This is a genomic window from Roseivivax isoporae LMG 25204 (assembly GCF_000521865.1).
GTDB classification, from domain to species: domain Bacteria; phylum Pseudomonadota; class Alphaproteobacteria; order Rhodobacterales; family Rhodobacteraceae; genus Roseivivax; species Roseivivax isoporae.
Map to the genome: position 1 here is coordinate 91,251 of NZ_JAME01000011.1, position 16,491 is coordinate 107,741.

The 16,491-nt window shown below is 70.8% G+C and carries 15 protein-coding genes; 10 read left to right on the forward strand and 5 right to left on the reverse strand.

Annotated features, from left to right (window positions below; all coding sequences use genetic code 11):
* Window positions 1-64: 64 nt before the first annotated feature.
* The 3 genes from RISW2_RS09120 to argE form a co-directional block, all read right to left on the reverse strand.
* Window positions 65-1,228, reverse strand: a complete 1,164-nt coding sequence (locus RISW2_RS09120) for a M20 aminoacylase family protein (RefSeq protein ID WP_043769380.1) — start codon at window positions 1,226-1,228, stop codon at window positions 65-67.
* A gap of 89 nt (window positions 1,229-1,317) precedes the next feature.
* The gene (locus RISW2_RS09125) at window positions 1,318-2,661 is read right to left on the reverse strand and encodes an NAD(P)/FAD-dependent oxidoreductase (protein WP_051491897.1); all 1,344 of its coding nucleotides are present in this window, start codon (window positions 2,659-2,661) and stop codon (window positions 1,318-1,320) included.
* Complete coding sequence (gene argE, locus RISW2_RS09130; protein WP_043769382.1) at window positions 2,658-3,821, reverse strand: acetylornithine deacetylase; 1,164 nt, start codon at window positions 3,819-3,821, stop codon at window positions 2,658-2,660. Before argE ends, RISW2_RS09125 begins: the two co-directional genes overlap by 4 nt.
* Before the next feature lie 122 nt (window positions 3,822-3,943).
* On the opposite strand from argE, the gene RISW2_RS09135 reads away from it, so the two are divergent.
* The 3 genes from RISW2_RS09135 (at window position 3,944) to mltG (ending at window position 7,274) form a co-directional block, all read left to right on the forward strand.
* Window positions 3,944-4,741 (forward strand): hypothetical protein, encoded by a 798-nt coding sequence (locus RISW2_RS09135; RefSeq protein WP_043769385.1) that lies wholly within the window; start codon window positions 3,944-3,946, stop codon window positions 4,739-4,741.
* Window positions 4,742-4,849: 108 nt separating this feature from the next.
* Window positions 4,850-6,109, forward strand: a complete 1,260-nt coding sequence (gene fabF / locus RISW2_RS09140; protein ID WP_043769388.1) for a beta-ketoacyl-ACP synthase II — start codon at window positions 4,850-4,852, stop codon at window positions 6,107-6,109.
* Window positions 6,110-6,113: 4 nt separating this feature from the next.
* Window positions 6,114-7,274, forward strand: a complete 1,161-nt coding sequence (gene mltG, locus RISW2_RS09145) for an endolytic transglycosylase MltG (RefSeq protein ID WP_043769390.1) — start codon at window positions 6,114-6,116, stop codon at window positions 7,272-7,274.
* A 16-nt stretch (window positions 7,275-7,290) separates the two neighbouring features.
* On the opposite strand, the gene RISW2_RS09150 is transcribed toward mltG, so the two are convergent.
* Complete coding sequence (locus tag RISW2_RS09150; RefSeq protein ID WP_043769392.1) at window positions 7,291-7,767, reverse strand: SRPBCC family protein; 477 nt, start codon at window positions 7,765-7,767, stop codon at window positions 7,291-7,293.
* A gap of 163 nt (window positions 7,768-7,930) precedes the next feature.
* The gene (locus tag RISW2_RS09155) at window positions 7,931-8,671 is read right to left on the reverse strand and encodes a YebC/PmpR family DNA-binding transcriptional regulator (RefSeq protein WP_043769394.1); all 741 of its coding nucleotides are present in this window, start codon (window positions 8,669-8,671) and stop codon (window positions 7,931-7,933) included.
* Window positions 8,672-8,809: 138 nt separating this feature from the next.
* Between RISW2_RS09155 and RISW2_RS09160 the strand changes: the two genes are divergently transcribed.
* From RISW2_RS09160 to RISW2_RS09190, 7 genes are all read left to right on the forward strand, one after another.
* Window positions 8,810-9,403, forward strand: coding sequence for a LysE/ArgO family amino acid transporter (locus RISW2_RS09160; RefSeq protein WP_043769396.1), 594 nt, complete (start codon window positions 8,810-8,812; stop codon window positions 9,401-9,403).
* A gap of 58 nt (window positions 9,404-9,461) precedes the next feature.
* Window positions 9,462-10,364, forward strand: a complete 903-nt coding sequence (locus RISW2_RS09165) for a DMT family transporter (RefSeq protein WP_244437537.1) — start codon at window positions 9,462-9,464, stop codon at window positions 10,362-10,364.
* A 115-nt stretch (window positions 10,365-10,479) separates the two neighbouring features.
* Window positions 10,480-10,677, forward strand: a complete 198-nt coding sequence (locus tag RISW2_RS09170; RefSeq protein ID WP_043769399.1) for a hypothetical protein — start codon at window positions 10,480-10,482, stop codon at window positions 10,675-10,677.
* A gap of 191 nt (window positions 10,678-10,868) precedes the next feature.
* Complete coding sequence (gene betC, locus RISW2_RS09175; RefSeq protein WP_043769402.1) at window positions 10,869-12,377, forward strand: choline-sulfatase; 1,509 nt, start codon at window positions 10,869-10,871, stop codon at window positions 12,375-12,377.
* Between the two features lie 3 nt (window positions 12,378-12,380).
* Window positions 12,381-13,838 carry a betaine-aldehyde dehydrogenase gene (betB, locus tag RISW2_RS09180; RefSeq protein WP_043769405.1) on the forward strand — a complete coding sequence of 486 codons (1,458 nt, stop codon included), beginning with the start codon at window positions 12,381-12,383 and terminating at the stop codon, window positions 13,836-13,838.
* A gap of 253 nt (window positions 13,839-14,091) precedes the next feature.
* The gene (betA, locus tag RISW2_RS09185) at window positions 14,092-15,729 is read left to right on the forward strand and encodes a choline dehydrogenase (protein WP_043769408.1); all 1,638 of its coding nucleotides are present in this window, start codon (window positions 14,092-14,094) and stop codon (window positions 15,727-15,729) included.
* Window positions 15,730-15,786: 57 nt separating this feature from the next.
* On the forward strand, window positions 15,787-16,482 hold the full coding sequence (locus RISW2_RS09190) for a thermonuclease family protein (protein ID WP_043769414.1): 696 nt from the start codon (window positions 15,787-15,789) through the stop codon (window positions 16,480-16,482).
* The last annotated feature ends 9 nt before the right edge of the window (window positions 16,483-16,491 follow it).

Here is a 16,491-nt window from a genome sequence, read left to right on the forward strand (position 1 = left end):
CTTCTTGGTCGAAATATCCCGGGAGCGCGAGGGCAGCGCCCTCGCAGCCCGGCCGCCGCTCGCCTCAGGCGGCGGGCAGGCGGCGCTCGACGATCTCGGCCCACCACGAACAGCCCGCGGGGATCGCCTCGTCGTTGAAGTTGTATTCGGGGTGATGCACCGAGGCGGTGTCGCCGTTGCCCACGAGGATGTAGGCGCCCGGCCGTTCCTCGAGCATGAAGGCGAAATCCTCGCCGCCCATGACGAGCTCGGCATCCGCGCACTGGCCCGAGACCGCGCGGGCCACCTCGGCCGCGAACGTGGTCTGTTCGTCCGAGTTCACCATCACCGGGTAGTTGCGCGTGTAGCTCACCTCCGCCGTCGCCCCGAAGGCCTCGGCGACCGAGGTGCAGATCGCCTTCATCCGCGTCTCGGCGAGGTCGCGCATCTCGGGCGAGAGCGTGCGCACCGTGCCCTTGAGGTGCACGCGCTGCGGGATGACGTTGTAGGCGTTGGACGAGGTCTGGAAGGATGTGACCGACACCACGAGCTGCGCCACGGGGTCGGCGTTGCGGCTCGCGATGCTCTGCAGCGCGCCCACGATCTGCGCGGCGGCAACCGTGGTGTCGACAGTCTCGTGCGGCTTCGCGGCGTGGCCGCCCTTGCCCTCGATCTCGATGTCGAAGATGTCGGTCGCGGCAAAGAACGGGCCCGGCCGGATCGCGAACTGTCCCACGGGCACGCCGGGCCAGTTGTGCATGCCGTAGACTTCCTCGATCCCTAAGCGTTCCATCATCCCGTCGCGGCACATCTCGCGGCCGCCGCCGCCGCCTTCCTCCGCCGGCTGGAAGATCACGGCGACGGTGCCGTCGAAGTTGCGCGTCTCGGCGAGGTAGCGCGCCGCGCCGAGCAGCATCGCGGTGTGCCCGTCATGGCCGCAGGCATGCATCGCGCCGGGCATTTTCGAGGCGTAGTCGAGCCCCGTCGCCTCGGTGATGGGCAGCGCGTCCATGTCGGCGCGCAGCCCGATGGTGCGGCCCGACGCGGTCGAGCGGCCGCGGATCACTCCCACGACGCCGGTGCGGCCGATGCCCTCGACCACCTCGTCGCAGCCGAAGGCGCGCAGCTTCTCGGCGACCAGCGCCGAGGTGCGGTGCGTCTCGAACAGGATCTCGGGGTTTTCGTGGATGTCGCGTCGCCACGCGGTGATGTCGCCGTGCAGTTCGGCGAAGCGGTTCTTGACCGGCATGAGGGGATCCCAGGATTTGATCAGAATTGCTCCGAGCCTGCCTCAGCCCGCCGCCGTCCGCAAGGCGGCACGCGGGATCGTGCCGGGCCTCAGACGTTCGGGCCGGGCACCATGCGCGAGCCGTCCGAGAACCGCGAGAGGCGGAACCGGACCAGGTCGTGGCCCGGCGCGTTCCCCTGCACGAGGTCGGCGGCGATGCGCCCGAAGGCCGGCCCGATGCCGAAGCCGTGCCCGCTCATCCCGAAGGCGAGGGTGAGGCCGGGCAGGGGGGCGGCGCGGTCGACCACCGGCACCAGGTCGGGCATGGTGTCGATCATCCCCGCCCAGACCCTGCGGGCGCGGACCGGCCCGAGATCGGGAAAGGCCGCCTCGAACCCGGCGATCGCCGAGGCCGCGCCGGCCATGTCGGGCGCGGGGTCGAGGATGCGCATGCGCTCGAACGGGCTTTCCGCGTCGGCGTCCCACCGGCGCGGGGTGCGCCAGGCGTCGGGAAAATGCGCGGGCGCCGCGGGCTTCAGCCGCACCGGCACCGTGCCCTGCCGCAGCACCGGCAGGTAGGACGGCGCGGCGCGCACCGCGTCGGGCCCCACATAGAGCGTCGCCGCGACCGAGGGGGCGAGCGTGTAGCCGCCGTCGGCGCGCGGCCGGAACGCCACGCGGTCGTCGACGCCCGCGCCCGCCACGCGCTGCGGCAGCGGATCGGTCGCCAGCGCCGTGGAGCGCACGGAGAGCTGCGGCACCCGGATCCCGTGGCGGCGCAGGAAGAGCGCCGACCAGGCGCCGCCCGCCAGCACCGCCTCGGACGTGCGGATCGTGCCGTGCTCGGTCACGACCCCAGCGACCCGGCCGCCGGCGATGTCGAGCGTCCGCACCGCGCAGCCCTCGAGGATCGTCGCGCCCTCGGCCACGGCGAGGCGCGCGAGCTCGGGCACCGCGACCCACGGCTCGCCCTTCAGGTCTGTGGGCGTGTGCAGCGCGCCGGTCCAGCCCGCCGCCGCGCCCGGCAGCAGCGCGTCGAGCCCGGAGGCCTCGACGAGGTGCGAGGATAGGCCGTGATCGCGGGCCGAGGCGAGCCATGCCGCGAAACGCTCCATCTCCTTCTGCCCGCGGGCGAGGTAGCTCACGCCCACCTGGCGGATGCCGAGCCGGCCGCCGCATTCGGCGTCGAGCGCCTGCCACAGGCGCTGCGCCTCGAGCGCCACGGGAATCTCGGCCATGTCGCGCCCCTGCACGCGGATCCAGCCCCAGTTGCGCGAGCTCTGCTCGGCCGCGATGCGCCCCTTCTCGAGCAGGGTGACGCGCAGGCCCGCCCGCGCCAGAAAGAGCGCGGCGCTGACCCCGATCACGCCGCCGCCGATCACCACGACGTCGGCGGCCGCGGGCAGCGCGGCGCCGTGTTCCGCGGGCCGGTCCATGCGGAAGGGGAAGCTCATGCCGCCAGCGCTCCCACGAGGCGGCGCATGAAGTCGTGCCCCGCCTCGAAATCGGCGACGGAGATGTACTCGTCGGGCTGGTGGGCGATGCCGATGTCGCCCGGCCCGCAGACCACCGCGGAATAGCCCGCCGTCTGGAAGTGGCTCGCCTCGGTGCCGTAGCTCACCATGTGGGTGGCGTTGTCGCCGGTCAGCCGGCGCACCAGCGCCTCGGCCGCGCCGTCCTCCTCGGGCACGAAGGTCGGCAGCGAGAACGCGTCGGTGACGATCACCCGCGCCTCGGGCCGGACCGCCTGCATCTCGGCCTCGAGCGCCGCCGCGCGGTCGAGGAAGCGCTGCCGCCAGGCCTGCGGGTCCTCGCCCGGCACGACGCGGAATCCCATGGAGAAATGGCAGTCCTTCGCGGTGATGTTGTGCGCGGTGCCGCCGCGGATCATGCCCACGTGCACGTTGGTGCAGGGCGGGTCGAAGGCGGCGGCGAGCGCGCTCGGCTCGGCGCCGTAGGTCTCGGCGTTCACCGCGTTCGCCCACTCAACGAGCTTCGCCCCCCACATGATCGCCGACACGCCGCGGTCGAGGATCGAGGAATGGACCTCGAAGCCCTGCACGTGCACGTCGAAGCTGACGCCGCCCTTGTGGCCGGTCACCGGCGCGAGGTTCGTGGGCTCGCCCACGATCACCGCCGAGGCGCGCGGCAGCGCCGCCTGCATGGCCGCGATCATCGGCGGCGCGCCGGTGCAGCCGATCTCCTCGTCGTAGGAAAGCGCGATCTGCAGCGGCCGCGCGACGCCCGCGTGCCGCGCCTCGACCAGCGCCCAGATCGCCAGCGCGTCGAAACCCTTCATGTCGGTGGTGCCGCGTCCGTAGAGCCGCCCGTCGCGCTCGGTCAGGGTGAAGGGGTCGGACGTCCAGGGCTGGCCGTCGACCGGGACCACGTCGGTATGGCCCGACAGGACCAGCCCGCCCTCGACCTCGGGTCCCACATGGGCGAAGAGCGCCGCCTTGTCCCGGGTGTCGTTCCAGTGCCGGTGGCAGGTGATGCCGTGCCCCGAGAGGTAGTCCTCCACCCAGTCGACGAGATCTAGGTTGCTGTCGCGGCTGACGGTCGGAAACGCGATCAGGCGGGCGAGGATGTCGCGGGGCGAGAGGCGGTCGGGCATGGATCCTCCGGGAACGTGGGGCGGCGGTCCAGACTTACGCGCATCCCGCGTCGATCGCAAAGCCCCCGCCGCCGGGACCTGCGGGCTTGCGACGGGCACGGCGCGGCGCTAAGCGCTGCGCCATGACCCGCGCCACCATCGCCTGCATCAAGTGGGGAACGCTCTTCGGCCCCGAATACGTGAACCGGCTCTATTCCGGGGTGCGTCGCAACCTGTCGGTGCCGGTGCGCTTCGTCTGCATGACCGAGGAGCGCGCGGGCCTGCATCCCGACATCGAGGTGATCGGCCTGCCGACCGAGCCCTTCCGCGCCGAGATGGACGCGGCGCTCGCGGTGGCGAACCGGCAGGGCGCCATGCGCAAGACCTCGCTGTTCCGCGAGGGCGCGATCCCGGACGCGGACGGGCCCGTGCTGGGCTTCGATCTCGACGTGGTGATCACCGGTGATCTCGACCCGCTCCTCGCGCTCGAGCCCGGCAAGGTCGCCATGCGCCACGACTGGACGGAACGGCGCAAGGGCCGCCCCACGGGGCACGGCTCGGTCTTCCGCTTCGACCCGGCACGGCACGGCTACCTCTACGACGACCTCGCCGCAGCACCTTATGCCGAGGTCGAGAAGGCGCGCGGGTCCGAGCAGCGCTATACCAGCCACAAGGCGATGGATCGGGGTGATTTCGTCTATATTCCGGGCGATTGGGTGGTCAGCTTCAAGTATGACTGCAACCCGTTCCCGCGGAACTGGCTGCGGCCGCCGCGCCTGCCCGGGGACGCGCGCGTCGTGTGCTTCCACGGCCGGCCGAAGATGCCGGAGGCGATCGAGGGCTACACCCGGTCGCTGGTGCGGCGCTCGGCTCCCTGCGGCTGGCTTGCCGAGCACTGGGTCGACCGCGCGCGCGCTGATCTCGGGCCCGATTGGGCCTGAGCCCGAACCCGGCGCGGATCCCCGCCCGCGCCCGTCCCTTGCCCTTGCCCCGCCGCCCCGGCACGCGGTAAGAGCAGACGCCAAAGCTTATCGAGGAAGGGCAGCAACATGCGTCGCGTCGTGGTCACCGGTCTTGGCCTTGTCACCCCGCTTGCTTGCGGCGTCGAGGAAAGCTGGCGCCGCATCCTCGCCGGGAAATCCGGCGCGGGTACGATCACCCGGTTCGACGCGAGCCATCTCGCGACGACCTATGCCTGCGAAGTTCCACACGGCGACGGCAGCGACGGCACCTTCAATCCCGACGACTGGCTGGAGAAGAAGGAGCAGCGCAAGGTCGATGCCTTCATCCTCTACGGCCTCGCCGCGGCGGAACAGGCCGTGCGCGATGCCGGCTGGACGCCCGAGGACGAGGAGGAGCGCCTGCGCACCGGCGTCATGATCGGCTCGGGCATCGGCGGGCTCGAGGCCATCGCCGAGACCGCCTACCTCATCCGCGACAAGGGCGCGCGGCGGGTCTCGCCGTTCTTCATTCCCGGCGCGCTCATCAACCTGATCTCGGGCAACGTGTCGATCCGCTACGGCTTCAAGGGGCCGAACCACTCGGTGGTCACCGCCTGCTCGACCGGGGCACACGCCATCGGCGACGCCGCGCGGCTCATCATGCTGGGCGACGCGGACGTGATGGTGGCGGGCGGCGCCGAGGCCGCGATCTGCGAGATCGGCATCGCCGGCTTCAACGCCTGCAAGGCGCTGTCGACCAAGCGCGGCAACGCGCCCGAGACCGCCAGCCGGCCCTATGACGCCGACCGCGACGGATTCGTCATGGGCGAGGGCGCGGGCATCGTCGTGCTCGAGGATTACGAGCACGCCAAGGCGCGCGGCGCGAAGATCTACGCCGAGGTCAAGGGCTACGGCATGTCGGGCGACGCCTACCACATCACCGCGCCGGCCGAGGACGGCGACGGCGCGCTGCGCTCCATGCGCGCGGCGCTCCGCAGCGCGGGGCTCGAACCGGCGGATCTCGACTACATCAACGCGCACGGCACCTCCACCATGGCCGACGTGATCGAGCTCGCCGCGGTCGAGCGCATGCTGGGCGATGCCGCCTCCAAGGTCACCATGTCCTCGACCAAGTCGTCGACCGGGCACCTCCTCGGTGCCGCCGGGGCGATCGAGGCGATCTTCTCGATCCTCGCGATCCGCGACCAGGTCGCGCCGCCGACCATCAACCTCGACAACCCCGCCGTCGAGACGCCCATCGACCTCGCGCCCAACGCCAAGCGCGAGCGCGAGGTGCGCTACGCGCTCTCCAACTCGTTCGGGTTCGGCGGCACCAATGCCAGCGTGATCTTCGGACAGGTGGCCTGACCCGATGTGGAAGAGCATCGCCTCGAACGCGCTCACGTTCCTCGTCGTCGCGGTGTTCCTGCTGGGCGGCGCGCTGATCTGGGCGCAGAACACCTATTCCGACGAAGGGCCGCTGGCCGAGGCCATCTGCCTCGACGTGCCGCGCGGGTCGAACATGTCGCTGGTGTCCGAGAACCTGGCCGAACAGGGCGCGGTCTCGTCCCCGATGCTGTTCCGGCTCGGCGCGGAGTACAGCGACAAGACGCAGGACCTGAAGGCCGGCAGCTTCCTGGTGCCCGAGCGGGCCTCGATGGCCGAGATCGTCGACATCGTCACCCGCGGCGGCGCCTCCACCTGCGGGACCGAGATCATCTACCGCATCGGCGTGAACGCCGCCGAGGTCGAGGTGCGCGAACTCGACCCCGCCACCGGCCGCTTCGTCGAGGTGGTGGAATTCGATCCCGCCGCCGACGCGGCGCTGCCCGAGGACTACGTGTCGCGCCGCGACGACGCCGACACGCGCTTCCGCGTGGCGCTGGCAGAGGGCGTGACCTCCTGGCAGGTGGTCGAGGAGCTGAAATCCGTCGACGTGCTCGAGGGCGAGGTCGAGGTGCCCGTCGAAGGCTCGCTCGCGCCCGACAGCTACGAGATCGCCCGCGGCGACAGCCGGGCCGAACTCATCGGCCGCATGCAGCGCGCCCAGGAGGTCATCCTGGCCGAGGCCTGGGAGAACCGCGCCGACGAGCTGCCGCTCGAGACGCCGGAAGAGGCGCTGATCCTCGCCTCGATCGTCGAGAAGGAGACCGGCGTCGCCGAGGAGCGGCCGCAGGTCGCGTCGGTCTTCGTGAACCGCCTGCGCCGCGGCATGCGGCTGCAGACCGACCCGACGGTGATCTACGGAATCACGGAGGGGCAGGGCGTGCTGGGCCGGGGCATCCGCCAGTCGGAACTGCGCGCGGCGACGCCCTACAACACCTACGTGATCGAGGGGCTGCCGCCCACGCCCATCGCCAATCCGGGGCGCCTCTCGATCGAGGCCGCGCTGAACCCCGCCGAGACGCCCTACGTGTTCTTCGTTGCCGACGGCACCGGCGGCCACGCCTTTGCCGAGACGCTCGAGGAGCACAACCGCAACGTCGCCCGCTGGCGCGAGATCGAGGCGGAACGCGCCCAGCAGCAGAACTGACCGGGCGCGCTGGCCGTCACATGCGGACGGCCAGCTTTTGCGCGTAGGCCTCGAGCTGCGTCGCGACGACACCCCAGCCGTCGAAGAACCCCATCTCCTCGTGGTTCCTGCGGGCCTCGGGCGTGCGGTGCCGGGCGGTCGCGGTGTAGCGCGTGCCGCCCTCTCCATCGTCCGCGAAGTCGAGGATCGCGGTCATGAACGGCTCGGGCGCGGGCTTCCACCCCTCGGTATACGCATCGGTGAAGACGAGCCGTTCCCGCGGCACGATCTCGAGGAAGACGCCGCGATTCTCCATCACGTTGCCCTCGACCTCGAAGGTGGTGTCGAACCGGCCCCCGACCCGCAGGTCGATGTCGCAGGCGGTCACCCTGTGCGGGGCGGGAATGAAGAAGTGCGGGATGTGCCGGGGATCGGTCCAGCAGGCCCAGACCGCGGTGCGGGGCGCGGCGAGGTCGCGGGTGAACGAAAGGTCGGTATCGGGATCGGGTGTCATGGCGGGCGGGCCTCCTCTGCATCAGGGCGCGGTGCGGCGCGGGGTCGGTCGTCCCCGCATCGCCGTGCCCCCGATCAGGCTGCCCCGCCCGCACCGCGCGGAGCAAGGCCGCTCCGCGCCTCGGGCTTTGCCCGGCGGCCGTCCGCCGGATGCCGCGGCGCGCTCAGAGCTGCGCCATGACCTCGTCGGAGGCCTCGAAGTTGGTGGTGACGCGCTGCACGTCGTCGTCGTCCTCGAGCGCTTCCACGAGCTTCATCAGTGACTGCATGCCGTCGAGGTCGAGTTCCGTGGTGGTCGAGGGACGCCAGACGAGCTTGGTCGATTCGGATTCGCCAAGCGCCTCCTCGAGCGCCGAGGACACCTCGTTGAGGTCACTGTCGGCGCACCAGATCACATGGCCCTCGTCCGAGCTCTCGACGTCCTCGGCGCCGGCCTCGATGGCCGCCATCATGACGTCGTCGGCGCTGCCCGCGGTTGCGGGATAGACGATCTCGCCCTTGCGCTCGAACATGAAGGCGACCGACCCGGTCTCGCCGAGATTGCCGCCGTTCTTGCCGAAGGTCGAGCGCACGTTCGACGCGGTTCGGTTGCGGTTGTCGGTCATCGCCTCGACGATCACCGCGACGCCGTTCGGGCCGTAGCCCTCGTAGCGGATCTCCTCGTAGTTCTCGGCGTCGCCGCCGGTTGCCTTCTTGATCGCGCGCTCGATCACGTCCTTCGGGACCGAGTTGGACTTGGCTTCCTTGACCGCGAGGCGCAGGCGCGGGTTCTTGTCCGGGTCGGGATCGCCCATCTTTGCCGCGACCGTGATCTCCTTCGAGAGCTTCGAGAAGAGCTTGGAGCGCGCGGCGTCCTGGCGCCCCTTGCGGTGCTGGATGTTCGCCCATTTGGAATGGCCGGCCATGATCGTGCCTCGTGACGTGGGAATGCGGGAAAATCAGCCGTCTCTATAGGGCAGGGCGCCCCTCAAGGGCAAGCCCGCTGGACCCCGTGCCGCCGTCGGTCTAGAGCGCGGGCCGGAACGCGCACTGGGGAGGACGGCATGCAGGCTGCACTGGCGGGCTATGGGCTCGGGCTCTCGCTGATCCTCGCCATCGGGGCGCAAAACGCCTTCGTGCTGCGGCAGGGACTGCTGCGGCGGCACGTGCTGGCGGTGGTGCTGACCTGCGCGGTGTCGGACGCGGTGCTGATCGTCGCGGGCGTCGCCGGCATGGGGCGACTGTCCGAGGCCTGGCCGTGGTTCGGCCCGGCGATGCGGCTGGGCGGTGCGGCCTTCCTCCTGTGGTATGGTGGCCGCGCGCTCCTGTCCGCGTGGCGGGGCGGGGCGGCGATGGATGCGGGCACAGCCGCACAGTCGCTCGCCGCGGCGCTCGGCACCTGTCTCGCGCTCACCTGGCTCAACCCCCATGTCTACCTCGACACGGTGGTGCTGCTCGGCGCGGTCTCGGCGCAGTACGACAGCCGCGCGGCCTTCGCGGCGGGGGCTGTCACCGCCTCCTTCAGCTTCTTCTTCGCGCTGGGCTACGGCGCGCGGGCGCTCGCGCCGCTCTTCGCGCGGCCCGGAGCCTGGCGTCTTCTCGACCTCGTCGTCGGGCTCACCATGTGGGCCATCGCGATGTCGCTCCTCCTCGGCTGACGCGCCGGCGGCCAATACCTGCTTGCACATCCCCGCGTCCCGTCGCTTGATGCGCGCCATGGTGACGACGGCGCAACGCCCCCTCGCGGGCATTCTCTGGATGGTCGCGACGGGCTTCTGTTTCGTCATGGTGACCGCGCTCGTGAAGACGCTGGGCGGGCGCATCCCGGCCGCGGAAAGCGCGTTCCTGCGCTATCTCCTCGGGCTCGTCTTCCTCGTGCCGTTCTGGCGCCAGATCGTCGACATGCGCCTCTCGCGCCGCCAATGGGGCCTCTACGGGGTGCGCGGCGTTTTCCACACGCTGGGCGTGATCTGCTGGTTCTACGCCATGACGCGCATCCCCATCGCCGAGGTCACGGCGATGAACTACCTCAACCCGGTCTACGTCTCGATCCTGGCGGTGCTTTTCCTGGGCGAGACCATCGCGGCGCGGCGCATCCTCGCCATCGTCGCGGCGCTGGCCGGCGCGCTGCTCATCCTGCGGCCGGGCTTCCGCGCGCTCGATCCCGGGCACGTGGCGATGATCTTCACCGCGCTCCTCTTCGCGGGTTCCTATCTCACGATGAAGATCCTCTCCGGCCAGCAGAGCGCGGCGGTCGTGGTGGGCATGCTGTCGCTGACGGTGACGCTCGGCCTTGCGCCCTTCGCGGCGCTCGACTGGGTGACGCCGACCTGGGGGGAGCTCGGCATCCTCTTCGGCGTGGCGAGCTTTGCCACCGCGGGGCACTATGCCATGACGCGCGCCTTCGCGGCGGCGCCGCTCACGGTGACGCAGCCCATCACGTTCCTGCAGCTCGTCTGGTCGGTGGCGATCGGTGCCGCGTTCTTCAATGAGCCTCCCGATCCCTTCGTGATCGCGGGCGGCGGCGTCATCATCGCCTCGGTGACCTTCATCACCTGGCGCGAGGCGCGCGCCAAGCGCCGCCAGATCACCCCCGGCATCCACGAGACAAAGGGCTGAAAGGCCGCTTTTTGTTTCCGCTCCAGAAATTGCCGCCGGCGGGGCCGAGTCTTGCCGCAATCCGCCGGGAAAGTCGGGGTCACGAGGAAAATCCAGTGTGTTTACGGAGTGACCCATGTTTGCAGGACAGACCCTGACCGAGAATTTCAGCGACATCCGCGCCTTCGCCATGGGCGAGCGCCGCAAGGTGGTGTCGGACGCCGAATGGCGGTTCCGGATGCGCGGCTACGGCTACAACCTGCGCAAGACCGACAGCGGCTACGAGGTGGCCCGCCTGCCCCAGAACGACGTGATCGGCGTGATCGAGGCCTGATCCCCTCCAGGAGCCTCGAGACGCTGTCGGCCCGGCCGGTCCCGCGAGGACCCGCCGGGCCTTATTTTTTGCCAGCGATCGTAAGGCGGCGGGCCCGGGGCCGGACTGTCAACCCCTCTATCTGATTGACTGGTCAATCAACATGTCCTAGATGTGCCGTGAAGTGAAGGCATGACGGAACGGAGGACCCCATGACGCGGCCGAACATCCTGGTGATCATGGTCGATCAGCTGAACGGCACGCTGTTTCCCGACGGACCTGCCGACTGGCTGCATGCGCCCAACCTGCGGCGGCTCGCCGACGGCTCGACGCGGTTCGCCAATGCCTACACGGCCTCGCCGCTCTGCGCGCCGGGGCGGGCGTCCTTCATGTCGGGCCAGCTGCCGTCGCGCACGCGCGTCTACGACAACGCGGCCGAATTCGCGTCGGACATCCCGACCTATGCGCACCACCTGCGCCGGGCGGGCTACCAGACCTGCCTGTCGGGCAAGATGCATTTCGTCGGGCCGGACCAGCTGCACGGCTTCGAGCAGCGGCTGACCACCGACATCTACCCGGCCGATTTCGGCTGGACGCCCGACTACCGCAAGCCGGGCGAGCGCATCGACTGGTGGTACCACAACCTCGGGTCGGTGAAGGGCTCGGGCGTCGCCGAGATCTCCAACCAGATGGAATATGACGACGACGTCGCCCACAACGCCGAGCAGAAGCTCTACGACCTCGCGCGCGGCCATGACGACCGGCCGTGGATGATGACCGTCAGCTTCACCCACCCGCACGATCCCTACGTCGCGCGCCGCAAGTACTGGGACCTCTACGAGGACTGCGACCACCTCATGCCCGAGGTCGGCCCGCTCGGCTACGAGAACCACGACCCGCACGCGCAGCGCATCTTCGACGCCAACGACTGGCGCAACTTCGACATCTCGGACGCGGACGTGGCGCGGTCGCGCCGTGCCTACTTCGCCAACATCTCGTATCTCGACGACAAGATCGGCGGCATCCTCGACGTGCTCGAGCGCACCCGGCAGGAGGCGATCATCGTCTTCGTCTCGGATCACGGCGACATGCTGGGCGAGCGCGGCCTGTGGTTCAAGATGTCGTTCTACGAGGGCTCGTCGCGTGTGCCGCTGATGATCGCGGCGCCGGGCATGGAGCCCGGTCTCGTCACCGCGCCGGTGTCCACGATCGACCTCTGCCCGACGCTCTGCGAGCTCGCACACGTCTCCATGGCCGAGGTGCTGCCCTGGACCGAGGGCGAAAGCCTCGTGCGGCTGGGGCAGGGCGGCGAGCGCACCTCGCCCGTGTCCATGGAATACGCAGCCGAGGCGTCGCAATCGCCGCTCGTGGCCCTGCGCGCGGGACGGTGGAAATACACCAACTGCGCGCTCGATCCCGAGCAGCTCTTCGATCTCGAGGCCGATCCGCACGAGATCCGCAACCTCGCCGAGGTGCCGGAGCATGCCGATGTGCTGGAACGCTTCCGAGAGATGGCGGCGCTGCGCTGGGACCTCGAGGATTTCGACGCCGCCGTGCGCGAGAGCCAGGCGCGTCGCTGGGTCGTCTACGAGGCGCTGCGCCAGGGCGGCTACTACCCGTGGGACTACCAGCCGCTGCGGCAGGCCTCCGAACGCTACATGCGCAACCACATGGACCTGAACGTGGTCGAGGAAAACCAGCGCTTTCCGCGCGGGGAGTGAACGATGACATACGACACGCAACCGAACGCCAGCCATTTCGTCAACGGCGCGCCGCTCGAGGACGCGACCGGGGACGTCATCGACGTGATCTATCCGGCGACCGGCGAGGTCATCGCCAGGGTGCACGCCGCGACCGACGCGGTGATCGCCGAGGCGGTCGCGGGCGCGCAGGCGGCGCAGGCGGAATGGGCGGCGACGCCCCCGCGCGAGCGGGGCCGCGTGCTGACACGCGCGGCGCAGATCCTGCGCGAGCGCAACCGCGAGCTGTCGGTGCTCGAGACCATGGACACCGGCAAGCCGCTGTCCGAGACGCTCGTGGCCGACGCGACGTCGGGCGCCGACGCGCTGGAATATTTCGGCGGCATCGCCGCGGGCCTCACCGGCGAGCACATCCCGCTCGGGCGCGACTGGGCCTACACGGTCCGCGAGCCGCTCGGGGTCTGCGTGGGCATCGGCGCGTGGAACTATCCCACGCAGATCGCCTGCTGGAAGGCGGCGCCGGCGCTCGCCTGCGGCAACGCGATGATCTTCAAGCCGTCCGAGACGACGCCGCTCTCGGCGCTGAAGGTCGCGGAGATCCTCGTCGAGGCGGGCCTGCCCGCGGGGCTTTTCAACGTGGTGCAGGGCGCGGGGGCCGTGGGCGCGGCGCTCACCACCCATCCCGCGGTCGACAAGGTGTCGCTGACGGGCTCGGTGCCGACGGGCCGCAAGGTCTATGCCGCGGCAGCCGAGAGCATCAAGCACGTGACCATGGAGCTCGGGGGCAAGTCGCCGATCCTCGTCTTCGACGACGCCGACATCGAGGACGCGGTCGGCGGCGCCATCCTCGGCAACTTCTACTCCTCGGGGCAGATCTGCTCGAACGGCACGCGCGTCTTCGTCCAGAAGGGGCTGCGCGAACGCTTCGTCGCCCGCATGGCCGAACGCATGGCCGAGGCGGTGATCGGCGATCCGCTCGACGAGGCCACGAATTTCGGGCCGCTGGTGTCGGCCCGGCAGATGGAGATCGTCACGTCCTACCTCGAGAAGGGCAAGGCGGAGGGCGCGCGGCTCGTCGCGGGCGGCGAGCGGCTCGACCGCCCGGGCTACTGGGTGACGCCGGCGCTCTTCGACGGGGTGACCGACGACATGACCATCGCGCAGGAGGAAATCTTCGGCCCCGTGCTGTCGGTCCTCGAGTTCGAGACCGAGGACGAGGCGGTGGCGCGCGCCAACGACACGACCTTCGGGCTGTCGGCGGGCGTGTTCACCCGCGACCTCGCGCGGGCGCACCGGGTCATCGGGCGCCTCCGGGCGGGCACCTGCTTCGTCAACTCCTACAACGACGCGCCGGTCGAGATGCCGTTCGGCGGCGTGAAGATGTCGGGCGTGGGACGCGAGAACGCCAAGGCGGCGATCGAGCACTATTCGCAGCTGAAGTCGGTCTACGTGCGCATGGGACCGGTCGAGGCGCCGTTCTGACCGGGTGACGGAGCGCGGGCGCGGCCCGCGCGGCCATGCCCCGGAGAGCTCCCGCCCGCCCACCCCGCTCTCCGGGGCATGGCCGGGTGCGGGGCGGCGGGGTCAGGACAAGGGATCGCGCGCGCGGGCGGGACGGCACCCGTGTCCCCCGGCGCGGAAACAGTCCGTGCGGGACGCGGATGCGCCCGTCCGGCCCCCACGCGACGGGGACGGACGCGGCGACCGCCACGCCCGCGCAACGGAGGTGAGTGACATGGATGCGGATTACATCGTCGTCGGGGCCGGCAGCGCCGGCTGCGCCATGGCCTACCGCCTGGCCGAGGCCGGCAGGTCGGTCGTGGTGGTCGAGCACGGCGGCTGGGACGGCGGCCCCTTCATCAACATGCCGGGAGCGCTCAGCTACCCGATGAACATGCCGATCTACGACTGGGGCTACCGGACCGAGCCCGAGCCGCATCTGGGCGGCCGCAGGCTCGCCGCGCCGCGCGGCAAGGTGCTGGGCGGCTCGTCCTCGATCAACGGCATGGTCTACGTGCGCGGCCACGCCATGGACTACGACACCTGGCGCGACATGGGCGCGGACGGCTGGGGCTACGCGGACGTGCTGCCCTATTTCCGCCGGATGGAGACGAGCCATGGCGGCCAGGACGGCTGGCGCGGCAATGACGGGCCCCTGCACGTGAGCCGCGGTCCGCGCGACAACCCGCTGACCCGCGCCTTCGTCGAGGCCGGGCGCCAGGCGGGCTACGGGACGACCGACGACTACAACGGCGAGAAGCAGGAAGGCTTCGGCCCGATGGAGGCGACGATCCACCGCGGCGAGCGCTGGTCGGCCGCCAAGGCCTACCTCCGCCCGGCGCAGAAGCTCGGGGCGCGGGTCGTCCGCGGCCTCGTCACCCGCGTGGTGATCGAGGAGGGCCGCGCGCGCGGCGTCGAGGTGGTGAACGGCGACAGCCGCGAGACGCTCCGCGCGGGCGAGGTGATCCTGTCCGCGTCGGCCTTCAACACGCCGAAGCTCCTGATGCTGTCGGGGATCGGGCCGGCCGCGCATCTCGCCGAGCACGGCATCGACGTGGTCGCCGATCGCCCGGGGGTGGGCGCGAACCTGCAGGACCATCTCGAGCTTTACATCCAGATGGCGGCGACCCAGCCGGTGAGCCTCTTCCGCTACTGGAACCTGCTCGGCAAGGCCTATGTGGGCGCGCGCTGGCTGTTCTCCCGGACCGGGCCCGGCGCCTCGAACCAGTTCGAGAGCGCGGCCTTCATCCGGTCGCGGGCGGGCGTGGCCTACCCGGACATCCAGTACCATTTCCTGCCCATCGCGGTGCGCTACGACGGGCAGGCCGCGGCCGAGGGACACGGCTTCCAGGCGCATGTGGGCCCCATGCGGTCGGCCTCGCGCGGCCGCGTGCGGCTGACCTCGTCCGATCCCGCGGCCCCGCCGTCGATCCTCTTCAACTACATGAGCGACCCGCAGGACTGGGAGGATTTCCGCACCTGCATCCGGCTCACGCGCGAGATCTTCGCCCAGCCGGCCTTCGCGCCCTATGCGGGGCACGAGATCCAGCCCGGCGCGGACGCGCAGGACGACGCGGCACTCGACGCCTTCGTGCGGGAGCACGCGGAAAGCGCCTACCACCCCTGCGGCACCGCGCGCATGGGCCGGCGCGACGATCCCGACGCCGTGGTCGATCCCGAAGGCCGGGTGATCGGGGTCGAGGGCCTGCGCGTCGCCGACAGCTCAGTCTTCCCGCGCATCACCAACGGCAACCTCAACGCGCCCTCGATCCTGACGGGCGAGAAGATGGCCGACCACGTTCTCGGGCGGCGCCTCGCGCCCGAGAACGCCGAACCCTGGGTGCATCCCGACTGGCGGACCGCGCAACGCTGACGGACCGTTTCCGCTCATCCGCTTGATCCCGCCGCTCCACGCGGCGAGAGTAACCGGATGTTAAGGATCTGTTCGATTTCCGTTCTGGCCGTGGCCCTCGGCCTGTCGCTCGCCGCCGCACGCGCCGCGGCCGACCCGGGGCCCGCCGGCACCGTGCGGGTCGTCGACGGCGACACGTTCGACGTGGGCGGCACGCGGGTGCGGCTTCATGCGGTCGACGCGCCCGAGCACGACCAGACCTGCGGCGGGCAAGGCGCCGCGCGCTGGGCCTGCGGCGCCTGGGTGACCGCGGAGGTGCGCCGCCGCTACGAGGGCCGGCGCGCCGAGTGCACTGCGCGGGACGAGGACCGCTATGGCCGCGTCGTCGCCACCTGCAGAGTCGGCGGCCGCGACATGGGCGCGGCGCTCGTGCGCGACGGCCTGATCCTCGCCTATCCGCGCTACGGCGAGACCTACGTGGCACTCGAGAAGGAAGCGCTGGTCGCCGGCCGCGGCCTGCATGCGGCGGCGATGCAGAGGCCCGAACGCTACCGCGAGGCGCAGCGCGCTGCGACTTCCGCCCCGGCACCCGCGCCGCGCGGCGCCGGGGACTGCGCCATCAAGGGCAATATCGGCGGATCGGGCGAGCGCATCTACCACGTGCCCGGACAGCGCGACTATGCCGCAACCCGCATCTCCGGGGACAGGGGCGAGCGGTGGTTCTGCACCGAGGAGGCAGCGCGGGCGGCAGGCTGGCGGCGCGCGATGCGCTGAGATTGATCG